Source organism: Halomonas sp. HL-93 (genome assembly GCF_900086985.1).
Lineage (GTDB): Bacteria > Pseudomonadota > Gammaproteobacteria > Pseudomonadales > Halomonadaceae > Vreelandella.
Genome location: NZ_LT593974.1, coordinates 4,133,083 through 4,144,442 on the forward strand (window position 1 = coordinate 4,133,083; position 11,360 = coordinate 4,144,442).

General features: G+C 56.2%; 14 protein-coding genes. 12 read left to right on the plus strand and 2 right to left on the minus strand.

Annotated features, from left to right (window positions below; all coding sequences use genetic code 11):
• Positions 1–209 precede the first annotated feature (209 nt).
• Together GA0071314_RS19240 and GA0071314_RS19245 are read left to right on the plus strand one after the other, a co-directional pair.
• Complete coding sequence (locus GA0071314_RS19240; protein WP_074398339.1) at positions 210–1,031, plus strand: 3-keto-5-aminohexanoate cleavage protein; 822 nt, start codon at positions 210–212, stop codon at positions 1,029–1,031.
• Between the two features lie 38 nt (positions 1,032–1,069).
• The gene (locus GA0071314_RS19245; RefSeq protein ID WP_074398341.1) at positions 1,070–1,477 is read left to right on the plus strand and encodes a nuclear transport factor 2 family protein; all 408 of its coding nucleotides are present in this window, start codon (positions 1,070–1,072) and stop codon (positions 1,475–1,477) included.
• 26 nt (positions 1,478–1,503) lie between these two features.
• Here GA0071314_RS19245 and GA0071314_RS19250 read toward each other — a convergent pair whose 3' ends face one another.
• On the minus strand, positions 1,504–2,409 hold the full coding sequence (locus GA0071314_RS19250) for a LysR family transcriptional regulator (protein ID WP_074398343.1): 906 nt from the start codon (positions 2,407–2,409) through the stop codon (positions 1,504–1,506).
• A gap of 203 nt (positions 2,410–2,612) precedes the next feature.
• Here GA0071314_RS19250 and salA point away from each other — a divergent pair, with 203 nt between their 5' ends.
• The 9 genes from salA to GA0071314_RS19925 all read left to right on the plus strand — a co-directional run bounded on the left by salA (position 2,613) and on the right by GA0071314_RS19925 (position 10,541).
• A complete protein-coding gene (gene salA, locus GA0071314_RS19255) occupies positions 2,613–3,929 on the plus strand; it encodes a salicylate 1-monooxygenase (protein ID WP_074398345.1) in 1,317 nt (438 codons plus the stop codon).
• A gap of 332 nt (positions 3,930–4,261) precedes the next feature.
• Positions 4,262–5,380 (plus strand): muconate/chloromuconate family cycloisomerase, encoded by a 1,119-nt coding sequence (locus GA0071314_RS19260; protein WP_074398347.1) that lies wholly within the window; start codon positions 4,262–4,264, stop codon positions 5,378–5,380.
• Positions 5,381–5,430: 50 nt separating this feature from the next.
• Positions 5,431–5,721, plus strand: a complete 291-nt coding sequence (gene catC / locus GA0071314_RS19265; protein WP_074398348.1) for a muconolactone Delta-isomerase — start codon at positions 5,431–5,433, stop codon at positions 5,719–5,721.
• Between the two features lie 61 nt (positions 5,722–5,782).
• Positions 5,783–6,757, plus strand: a complete 975-nt coding sequence (gene catA, locus GA0071314_RS19270; protein ID WP_074398350.1) for a catechol 1,2-dioxygenase — start codon at positions 5,783–5,785, stop codon at positions 6,755–6,757.
• A gap of 34 nt (positions 6,758–6,791) precedes the next feature.
• Complete coding sequence (locus GA0071314_RS19275) at positions 6,792–8,159, plus strand: Rieske 2Fe-2S domain-containing protein (protein WP_074398352.1); 1,368 nt, start codon at positions 6,792–6,794, stop codon at positions 8,157–8,159.
• 11 nt (positions 8,160–8,170) lie between these two features.
• Entirely contained in the window at positions 8,171–8,659 is a 489-nt protein-coding gene (gene benB, locus GA0071314_RS19280) for a benzoate 1,2-dioxygenase small subunit (RefSeq protein ID WP_074398353.1), read from the plus strand.
• Between the two features lie 28 nt (positions 8,660–8,687).
• Positions 8,688–9,713, plus strand: a complete 1,026-nt coding sequence (benC, locus tag GA0071314_RS19285; RefSeq protein ID WP_074398355.1) for a benzoate 1,2-dioxygenase electron transfer component BenC — start codon at positions 8,688–8,690, stop codon at positions 9,711–9,713.
• The gene (locus tag GA0071314_RS19290; RefSeq protein ID WP_269449419.1) at positions 9,710–10,318 is read left to right on the plus strand and encodes an SDR family NAD(P)-dependent oxidoreductase; all 609 of its coding nucleotides are present in this window, start codon (positions 9,710–9,712) and stop codon (positions 10,316–10,318) included. The genes benC and GA0071314_RS19290 overlap by 4 nt, the downstream gene beginning before the upstream one ends.
• On the plus strand, positions 10,263–10,541 hold the full coding sequence (locus GA0071314_RS19925; RefSeq protein WP_269449420.1) for an SDR family oxidoreductase: 279 nt from the start codon (positions 10,263–10,265) through the stop codon (positions 10,539–10,541). The genes GA0071314_RS19290 and GA0071314_RS19925 overlap by 56 nt, the downstream gene beginning before the upstream one ends.
• A 78-nt stretch (positions 10,542–10,619) precedes the next feature.
• Here GA0071314_RS19925 and GA0071314_RS19840 read toward each other — a convergent pair whose 3' ends face one another.
• The gene (locus GA0071314_RS19840; RefSeq protein WP_231896483.1) at positions 10,620–10,778 is read right to left on the minus strand and encodes a hypothetical protein; all 159 of its coding nucleotides are present in this window, start codon (positions 10,776–10,778) and stop codon (positions 10,620–10,622) included.
• 68 nt (positions 10,779–10,846) lie between these two features.
• Here GA0071314_RS19840 and GA0071314_RS19845 point away from each other — a divergent pair, with 68 nt between their 5' ends.
• Positions 10,847–11,272 (plus strand): benzoate/H(+) symporter BenE family transporter, encoded by a 426-nt coding sequence (locus GA0071314_RS19845; RefSeq protein ID WP_231896484.1) that lies wholly within the window; start codon positions 10,847–10,849, stop codon positions 11,270–11,272.
• Positions 11,273–11,360: the final 88 nt, after the last annotated feature.

The window sequence follows — 11,360 nt, forward strand, 5'->3', positions numbered from 1 at the left end:
AGTCCGAGCAAAATGCTCATTTACACCCCGTCAACTCCTCTTTTTCGCCATTTTTTCCTTACTGACCTTCGCTCGCCGACTTTTCGTATAAACCCTAAAACGTGGCTGTTAACGGAATGGGTAGAGATTCGGATTTGACGCTGGTAAATATTCGCTCTATTTTGTTCGTTATGCAAATTAGTGTTCGCAATAAGAACAAAGAGGCTTCCATGTCCCAGCCCTGTATTATCTGTGTCGCCATTACCGGCAGTCTGCCACGCAAAGAGAACAATCCTGCCGTACCGATTACGGTTGAAGATCAGATTGAGAGCACCCAGGCGGCGTTCGAAGCAGGGGCTACCATCGCCCACTGTCATGTGCGCAACCATGACCAATCCCCTTCATCTGACCCAGAAAAGTTTGGCCGCCTGATGGAGGGGCTTAAGAAGCACTGCCCCGGCATGATTATTCAGCTCTCCACCGGCGGGCGTTCTGGGGCAGGAGAAGTCCGGGGTGGGATGCTGCCGCTGAAGCCTGATATGGCCAGCCTCTCGGTGGGCTCCAATAATTTCCCCAATCGCGTTTACGAGAATCCGCCGCAGCTGGTGGAGTGGCTGGCCGATGAGATGCAGAGGTACGGCGTTAAGCCCGAGATCGAAGCGTTTGATCTGTCGCATATCCACCAGGCAGTGAGTCTTTCCAAGCAAGGCAAGCTAAAGACGTCGCTCTACGTGCAGTTTGTCATGGGCGTCAAGAATTCGATGCCAGCGGACAAGCCAACGTTTGATTTCTATATCGAGACACTCAAGCGGCTGGCGCCGGATGCGCAGTGGTGCGGTGCGGGCATTGGTGCCAATCAATACCTGCTTAACGAGTGGTCGATTGCGGCAGGCGGTCATACGCGTACCGGGCTTGAAGATAACGTTCGTCTGGATAGCGAAACCCTGGCGCCCTCCAACGCGGCGTTGGTCGAGCGCACCGTCGACCTATGCGAAAGGTATGAACGCCCGGTAGCTACCTGGCAGCAGGCCCGTGAGATGCTTGGGTTATAACAGGACAAAACCGACAATTAATAAGCAGGAGTAAAGAGATGACGAATATCACTGTCGTGGGTGATGCGCCTGAAATAGACGAGATAAAACGGGTTGTACAGCTTTATGTGGATGGCTTTCAGGGCGGTATGGAAAAGCTTCAGGAAGCCTTTCATAAAGAGGCGTGGATTTTTGCTCTGGACGCTGAGGGCGCCTTGGCAACTGACCTGATCAGCGATCGCTTCGAGCGCTGGGCGAATAGCCAGCGAGCGGTCAAGAGCCGTTTTATTGCCATCACTCAGGCCGGAGAGGTCGCTAGCGTGCTGCTAGGTTTTGATAATAGCGAGAACCTTGAGGACTCTTGGGTCGATGTGATTGCACTGCTCAAGGTTCAAGGTACCTGGAGAATCACCAATAAGACTGCTGCCCACAGCAGCCGTGCGGCATGGGCCAGGCCCAACGCCTAGGGCTGCTGACGTTGGCTCTATTAGGTTTATTCAGAGAACATTGAAAACATCAGCCCCCGCAACCAACGGTTGCCAGGGTCTTGATGAAAGCGGCGATGCCAAAAGAGATTGATGGGAATCTCTGGAAACGCAAAAGGGTGCTCACGAACGGTGAGCCCAAATCGGTCACACGTCGCCTCGGCCAGCTTAGCCGTCACCGTCACCACTAGATCGCTGCTGCTCACAATGTAGGGGACGGCTGCGAAATGCGGCAGGGTTAATCTAACCGGGCGCTTAATACCAGCGTTTGCTAGCTGCTCTTCTACCAACCCGTGGCCGGTTCCCTGAGCAACGACAACGGCGTGATAGGCTGAGCGAAACTCCTCTAAGCCGAATTCACCCGTGGCGAGTGGGTGGTCATGGCGCATGAGGCAGATATAGCGCTGCACAAATAGACGCTGCTGATAAAAGCCAGCGCCAAGCTGTGGAATTAGCCCGACGGCTAAATCGATTTGCCCCTCTTCCATCTCATATTTCAGCTCATCGTTGTGGCTGCGAGCAGTGTGGAGTGAGATTCCTGGTGCTGTTTGAGAGAAGTGCTGCAACAAGCGTGGCAGAAAAACGATCTCACCAATGTCCGTCATGTTGAGATGAAAGGTGCGCTCACTCAGGGCGGGGTTGAAATCATCACGCAGGTTCAGGGTGTCATTCACTCTGGCTAATGCGTCCGCAATGCCGGGGTGAAGCTGGCTGGCGCGAGGTGTTGGCTGGAGTCCTTGCGAAGTGCGTTCGAAGAGCTCATCACCCAGTAAGAGGCGCAAACGCTTTAACGCATGGCTGACCGCAGGCTGCGTAATACCAAGACGTAGCGCGACCCGCTGCGTGTTCTGCTCCTGATAGAGCAGGTCAAACACAACCAGCAAGTTCAGATCGATATCGGCAAGCTTGACCATCAGGATGCGCTCTGTTGGGAGTTCGACAATAGTCTATTTTCGTCGCTGGAAGTGACTTCATCTCTTTGATTCATATTGTTATTAGCACCGTTTATAGTTCAAATGAAAGGGGCTGTGTGGTGGCCGTTGTTTCATCCTAATAGCGTTAGGGGCAGAGCGTGAAGCTCACCATGATAACGATAAACCCCCGAGCGGAGTGGAACATGCCAGCAAAACCTACACAGCAAAAACGTCTCTCAATTGGCATTGTGGGTGGCGGTATCGGTGGCGTGGCCTTCGCCGTCGCGCTATCCCGCGAGAGCCATCTTGATGTTCAGCTTTTCGAAGCCGCGCCAAAATTCTCTGAAATTGGTGCTGGGGTTTCGTTTGGCCCGAATGCCGTAAAAGCCATTCAGCGGCTGGGCTTGGAAGCCTCATATCAGCGTATTGCCGATTCTTCACCCGCGCCCTTCGAAGATGTCTGGTTTGAATGGCGGCGCGGCAGCGATGATACCTATTTAACCGCGAGTCTGGCGCCAGGTGTTGGCCAATCGTCGGTACACCGTGCCGATTTTCTCGATGCCATTGTCGCCAACCTGCCTGAAGGCATCGCTCACTTCGGCAAGCGTTGTGTCGAGGTTAAACAAGATGGTGATAGCGCAACAGCTTATTTTGATGACGGCACACACTTTACTGGCGACGTGATCATCGGTTTTGACGGCATCAAGTCCGCGGTGCGCCGTCATGTGTTGCCGCCAGAACAATACGGCGAGATTACCCCGTTTTGGAGTGGTACTTATGCCTACCGCGGCATGATCCCCACCGAGGAGCTTGAGGCCGCCCTGGTGGCTAAAGGCGGCGAAAAGCGGTTGGCACTGGTACCCCAAATGTATCTGGGTAAAGATCGCCATATTCTGACATTCCCCGTTAAACAGTCGCAGTTGATCAATGTGGTCGCGTTTATCACTGACCGGTCCACGTCGAGTCCAACCCTTCCCGATGGTGAAGGGTGGGTGCAAGCCGTTAGCCAGGAGGAATTGCTAGATGTTTTCGAGGGCTGGAGCCCGTCCTGCCAGGCAATCCTGGAATGCATTACGGAGCCAACCCGCTGGGCGCTGCATGAGCTACCTGAGCTGGCCCACTACCTCCGCGGTCGCGTATTGATCGTCGGCGATGCCGCCCATGCGCTGGTGCCGCACCAAGGTGCCGGGGCCGGTCAGGCGCTTGAAGATGCCTACGTACTGGCAAGCCTTCTGAGCGATGAGCATTGTGATCGCCACACCGTGAGCGATGTCCTAGCCGTGTTTGAGCAAGTCCGCCACGCCCGCACCTGCAAGGTACAGCGAACGTCCCATGAGGCGGGGGATGTCTATGAATATGCCGGGATTGGCATCGGTGACGATGAAACCAAGTTAATCGAAAACCTGGAAACCCGCTTTGATTGGCTTTGGGTCCATGACCCACACGACGATGTCACAGCCGCTCGACAGATATTGGCCCGGGTCACGTCGCCGTCGTTAGCCGACCTGGCCGTGAAATGAAGGCGGTATGTCTCTTGTATCTTATTCTTTTGTCGCAAACACGCTTGCGGACAGGCGGTAAGAGCACGAGCTCGCTGCCTATATAACGCTTTTTAAATTAACTGCATGATAAGTATGGATATTTAAATATTTCATGCGCAGGTTAAACACCCTTAAGCGCCCTCTAAGAGGAAAAAACGATAGCCCTGGGTGGCGAATGTGCCAAAACACAGGGCTAATCACCGCTGGTGATACCTCCACGGTATGGCAAGGCACTTAAACAATATTGGTCCCGTCTTGCCCGCGCAATCAAACTGAATTCCAGTCAATGATTGCCAGACGCCGGAGCTGCCATGTCAACCGTCATCCAACATATTGAGACACTGCTGGTCGATTTGCCGACCATCCGTCCTCACAAACTTTCCATGACCACCATGGCCTGCCAGACGATGGTTATTGTGCGTATGCGCCACTCCGACGGGATCGAAGGGCTGGGCGAGGGCACCACCATTGGTGGCCTCGCCTACGGTCCGGAAAGTCCGGAGAGCATTAAGCGCAATATCGATACCTATCTGGCACCGCTGCTGATTGGGCAGCCTTCTCACAATATTCATCAACTGCGTACCCGGCTGAATCGGCATGCCCGCGGCAACATGATCGCCAAGTCGGCACTGGAAACCGCGCTATTGGATGCCCAGGGCAAGCGTCTAGGCCTAAGCGTTGCCGAATTGCTCGGTGGTGCCCACCACGAGCATTTACCGGTGCTTTGGACGTTGGCCAGCGGCGATACCCACAAGGATATCGACGAAGCGCTGTTGCGCCTAGAGCAGCGTCGGCACTGTGACTTCAAGCTGAAAATTGGTGCTAACCCGGTCGAACAGGATGTACGCCATGTGGCGGCGATAAAAGACGCACTGGGTGAGCGTGCCAGCGTTCGCGTCGACGTTAACCAAGCGTGGGACGAATCCACGGCGGTGCGCGGTATCCAGGCGCTACAGGATGCAGGTATCGAGCTCATTGAGCAGCCGATTCCTGCCCGTGAACACGCCGGCCTGGTGCGTTTAGCCAATCGTTTCAATGTCCCGATGCTGGCCGATGAGGCCGTGCAAAATTCCCGTGATGGGCTGGATCTCGTCTGCGGCGGTTTTAGCGGGGCGTTCGCCCTGAAAATTGCCAAATCCGGCGGTATTTACAGCGCACTGGAACTGGCCCATGTGGCGCAAGCGGGTGGCATTGGTTTGTACGGCGGCACGCTGCTGGAAGGCACGATTGGTACCGCCGCCTCGCTACACGCCTGGGCGACGCTGCCGGCAATGGCCTGGGGCACCGAGATGTTTGGTCCGCTGCTGTTAAAGGATGACATCGTCGTGAAGCCACTTAACTACACCGAATTTGGCGTGGAGCTGCCTCAAGGCGCTGGGCTGGGCATCACGCTCGACGAAGATAAGTTGGCGCACTACTCGCGTCATTAACCGCGTGCCTGCCCCGTTGGCGTTCGCCGCGATTTAAAGAGGAGAAACTCATGCTGTTTCAAGTAGAGATGACCGTTAAGTTGCCGACCGATATGCCGGCAGAGCAAGCGGCCAAGATTAAAGCCACTGAAAAGGCTTATTCCCAAGATCTTCAACGCCAGGGTAAATGGCGTCACCTATGGCGGGTAGCGGGCAGCTACTCAAACGTCAGTATTTTTGATGTGGAAGACAACGCTGAGCTGCAAGAGCTGGTGAGCAACTTGCCGCTGTTCCCCTACATGGACATCACCGTTAAGCCGCTGTGTCGTCACCCTTCGTCAGTGCGCGAAGACGACAGCTAATTACCCCCTAAACGCCAGTTCACTTTAATAAATTACCCTATAACAAACCGAGGGTTATCCCATGACCGTGAAGATATTCGACACCCCCGAGGTGCAAGACTTTCTCAAGACCATCGCCGGGTTTGACCAAGCCGGTGGCAATGAGCGCGCCAAGCAGATCGTGCATCGTCTGGTGAGCGACCTGTTCAAGCTCATGGACGACTTTGACGTCAGCGAAGAAGAGTACTGGGCGGCCGTCAACCTGCTCAATGCGCTGGGCCATGAGACCCAGTTCGGCCTGCTCTCGCCGGGGCTGGGCTTTGACCACTTCCTCGACCTGCGTCAAGACGCTATTGATGCCGAAGCCAAGCGTGTGGGCGGCACGCCACGCACCATCGAAGGCCCACTGTACGTGGCCGGTGCCCCTGAAGCCGAAGGCTTTGCCCGCCTGGATGACGGCCAAGACCCAGACAGCGAGACCATGTGGCTGACCGGCCAGGTCCGCGACGTTGACGGCACCCCGATTGCCGGGGCCAAGGTCGAGATTTGGCACGCCAACTCGAAAGGTGGCTACTCCTTCTTCGACCCCAGCCAATCCGACTACAACCTGCGGCGCACGATTTACACCGATAGCGACGGCCGCTACACCGCGCAAAGCATTATCCCCTCCGGCTACGGCGTGCCCGAAGGTGCCCCCACCGATGTGGTCCTCAAATCGCTCGGCCGTCACGGTGAGCGTCCGGCGCATATCCACTACTTCGTCTCCGCACCGGGCCACCAGCACCTGACTACCCAGATCAATCTGGCGGGCGACCCCTACACCTTTGATGATTTCGCCTTTGCCACCCGCGAAGAGTTGGTGGTCCCCGCCGAGCGGATTGAAGACTCCGCCGAGATCGCCAAACGCGAGCTGGATGGCCCGTTCTCCCACGTCGTGTTCGATGTTGAGCTGGCCAAAACCGACGCTCCGGAACTGCAGGTACGTCACGCCCGCCCGCGGGCCAAAGAAGATGATCAGGACCTGGCAAGCCAACTGGCCGGTACCGCCAAGGTTTAAGCCCCTTAGCGATTACAAATAGAGGAGAGAGATCATGACCCATCAACTTGATCAGCTCGAAGAGCGCGTTCGCGGTGCCGTCCAAGACGACCCCGAACAGGGCATCTTCCGTTGCCACCGCAGCATGTTTACCGACCCTGCCTTCTTTGAGCTTGAGCTCAAGCACATCTTCGAAGGCAACTGGGTGTTCCTGGCCCACGAGAGTCAGATCGCCGAGCCGGGTGACTATTTCACCACCACCGTTGGTCGCCAGCCGATTGTCATTACCCGTGATAAGCAGGGTGAGCTACACGGCCTGATTAACGCTTGCGCCCACCGCGGCGCCACCCTGTGCCGCCGTAAGCGCGGCAACAAAGGCACTTTTACCTGCCCGTTCCACGGCTGGACGTTCAAAAACGACGGTACGCTACTCAAAGCCAAAAACGAAAAGGCTGGGGCCTATCCGGATAACTTCAAAGAAGATGGCTCCCACAATCTCAAACGCTTACCGCGCTTCGAGAACTATAAAGGCTTCCTGTTCGGCAGTCTGAGCGACGACGTTCAACCGCTCGAATACCACCTTGGTGAAACCACCAAGATCATAGACAACATCGTCGACCAGGCGCCCGAAGGCCTCGAGATCCTGCGTGGTACCTCGTCGTACACTTACACCGGTAACTGGAAGCTGCAGGCGGAAAACGGCGCCGATGGTTACCACGTCAGCTCCGTGCACTGGAACTACGCCTCCACCATGGAACGCCGCAACTACGACGCCGGTGGCACCAAAGCCGTCGACGCCGACGGCTGGTCGAAGAGCAAAGGCGGCTTCTACTCCTACGACAACGGCCACATGATGCTCTGGACCCGCTTGCTCAACCCCGAAGTGCGCCCGGTCTACCAGCACAAAGACTGGATCGAAGAACAACTCGGTGAAGCCCGCGCCGACTCCATTGTCAACCAGACGCGCAACCTGTGCCTCTACCCCAACGTCTACCTGATGGACCAGTTCTCCACGCAAATCCGCGTGCTGCGCCCCATCGACGTTAACAAAACCGAAGTCACCATTTACTGCTTCGCCCCCAAAGGCGAATCCGCCGAAAACCGCGAAGTACGCATCCGCCAATACGAAGACTTCTTCAACGTCTCCGGCATGGGCACGCCCGACGACCTCGAAGAGTTCCGTGCCTGCCAGGAAGGCTACAACGGCGCGCTAGCCGAATGGAACGACCTCTCCCGCGGGGCCAAGCAATGGATCGAAGGGGCTGACGAAAACGCCCACGCCATCGATATGAAACCCTTGCTCAGCGGCGCCTCCCCGGAAGACGAAGGCCTCTACGTGATGCATCACAAGCACTGGGTCGACGAAATGCTGCGCGCTATCGACAAAGAACGCAGCCAGTTCATTGCCACCGCGTCCGCATAAGGGGAGAGACCATGACGATTAGCTATCACGACATCCAAGCGTTTTTATACCGCGAAGCCCGCCTGCTGGACGACCGCCAGTGGGACGAATGGCTGGCATGCTATCGCAAAGACGCCGAGTTCTGGATGCCCGCCTGGGACGACGACGACCAGCTCACCCGGGACCCGCACAGCGAGATCTCGCTGATCTATTACCCCAACCGCGAAGGGCTTGAGGACCGAGTGTACCGGATCAAGACCGAGCGCAGTGGGGCGAGCACGCCAGAGCCGCGCACCACGCACCAGATAAGCAACCTTGAGATCCTGTCGCAAGAGGGCGGCACGATGGAGCTGCGCTTTAACTGGCACACGCTCAACCACCGCTACAAGAAGACCGACAGCTTCTTCGGCACGTGCTTTTACACCCTGGACGTCTCGGGTGAGACCCCGCTGATCACAAGAAAAGTCGTGCAGCTGAATAACGACTACATCCATCAGGTTATCGACGTGTACCACGTGTGACCTGATGTGTGTGAGAGGAGAGTGAACCATGAGCTATACCATTGCCCTCAACTTCGAGGATGGCGTGACCCGTTTCATCGGCTGTAAAGGCGGGGAAACCGTTCTCGATGCTGCTTACCGGCAAAAAGTAAACCTGCCGATGGACTGCTCTGATGGCGTTTGTGGTACCTGTAAAGGGCACTGCGAACAGGGCGAGTTCGACATGGGTGACGAGTACCTTGAAGAGGCACTTTCCGATGAGGAAGCTGCTGAAGGTCAGGTGCTTACCTGCCAAATGGTGCCGTCTTCGGATTGCGTTATCCAAGTGCCGGTAGCTTCTAGCCTATGTAAAACCCAGGTGGGTAAGGTTGAGGGCACCCTGGCCGCAGTCGATCAGCTGTCTGAAGACAGTATCGAGCTTACTGTGAATTTAGACGAGCAAGAGACGCTCGACTTTCTGCCGGGCCAATATATCCATATCGATGTTCCCGGAACAGAGGCGCACCGCTCCTACTCGTTCAGCTCAATGCCGGGCGATAAGCGCGCTACCTTCTTGATCCGCAATATTCCTAACGGGGTAATGAGTGGTTACTTGACGGAGCGCGCAGCAGTGGGTGACAGGCTCACGTTGACCGGCCCGCTGGGCAGCTTCTACCTGCGCGAAGTGATGCGCCCTGTGCTCATGCTGGCAGGCGGAACGGGGCTTGCGCCGTTTCTTTCCATGCTGGAGCAGCTAGTAGAAAAGGGCTGTGATACGCCCATCCACATGATTTACGGCGTCAACAAGGACGACCACCTGGTCAAAAACGATGCCCTCGACGCCTTTGCCGAGCGGTTGCCGGGGTTCACCTACGCCACCGTGGTGGTTGATGAAGCAAGTGATCACCCGCGCAAAGGCTATGTGACTCATCACATGGACGCCGAGGTTATGCACGATGGCGATATTGACGTTTATCTGTGCGGCCCGCCGCCGATGGTCGACGCCGTGCTGAAGCACTTCGACGCTGAAGGGATTACCCCGCAGAGCTTCCACTACGAGAAGTTCACCCCCAATGAAGCCGGGAGCGCATCATGACGCAACGCTTTCAAGGCAAAGTGATGGTGATTACCGGAGCGGCCCAAGGGATTGGGCAACGTGTGGCCGAGCTTGCTGCTGCAGAAGGGGCCAGGTTAATGCTGGTAGACCGTGCTGACGATATCCACGAGGTGGTGAGTGGGCTGCGTGACAACGGTAGCGACGTGATCGCGGTTCAAGCGGACCTGGAGACGTATGCAGGCGCCGAGCACACCATTAAGGCTGCACGCGAGCAATTTGGCCGTATCGATATTCTGATTAATAACGTGGGCGGGGCGATCAATTTCAAGCCGTTTACCGAGTTTACCGAGGCGCAAATAGCCGCTGAGATCAATCGCTCATTGATGCCTACGCTTTGGTGCTGCAGGGCGGCGCTACCGCTCATGGTCGAGCAGGGCAGCGGCGTTATCGTCAATGTCTCTTCAGCGGCGACTCGCGGTATTCACCGTATTCCTTATTCGGCAGCCAAAGGCGGCGTGAATGCGTTGACCGCCTCGCTAGCGTTTGAATTTGCCGAGCACGGCATCCGCGTAGTCGCCACGGCACCCGGTGGCACCGAAGCACCGCCGCGGGCGTATTTCACGCGGCACGCCAAAGCCCACTAACGAAACCGAACAGGCCTGGTTTCAGGCACATATCGACCAAACCAAGCAAAGTTGCCTGATGAGCCGCTATGGCACGCTGGATGAAATGGCCGCACCTATTTTGTTCCTGGCATCTGACGACGCCAGTTATATCACCGGCAGCGTGTTGCCCAGTCGCAGGTGGCGACCTCGGCTAGCGGCTTGCCGTAAAACGCTGGAAGTAAAAAGACATAATTCTAATTAAAGCTAACGCGTTGACTGATAACTCTAAGCACAACAACGATTGGAGAAAACCGTGAAACACATTGAAAAAGGCGTCAGCCTAAAGCATGCGCCCCGCGACTTTATCCGTGACCTCAATGTCGATAACGCGAGCACGGGCTTGGTTGCCCGGCATTTTAGGGCTCAGCGTTGGTGTCGTGCACATTAGCGCTGGCACATCGGCGGGCCTCGATTCTTCCTTCATTATGATTTGGGTCATCAGCTACCTGATGATCAACGGTCTGTTTGGCCTGTTTATGCCAGCTTACTACCGGCTTCCCGCTGCCGATGGCCAATTCCATTCCCGGCGCGCTGATGTTTGCCGCGGTCATTCCTGTAGTGGGGCTTGAAGCCGCTCTTGGTGCCAGTTTGATCGCTGGGGCGATAACCTTGGTGGCTGGTTTGACGGGGGTGATGGGCGTTGTGATGCGCCTTATTCCTATGCCCATTGTGATGGGTATGGTTGCCGGTATGCTACTCAGCTTTGGCCTAAAAATGGTCAGCCCACTGGAAGATGCGCTAGTGCCCGCCTCCATCATGATCCTGGCGTTCTTTTTTTCCGCGCGCCTGTTTCGCAAAATTCCGCCGCTGATCGTCTCGATGTTGGCAGGCCTTGCCTACCTTACCGTGACCGGGGTTGATCTTTCGGTATCGAGGCCACTATCCGCTTTCCGGAATTCATCCTACCTGAGTTTACCTTTGGGGCTTTCCTGACCTACGGCCTACCGCTCGCCCTTATTCTGGTGGATGGAAACACCGGCAGGCGTGGGGTTGGTAAAAGGCATGGGCTACAAAGAGGTAC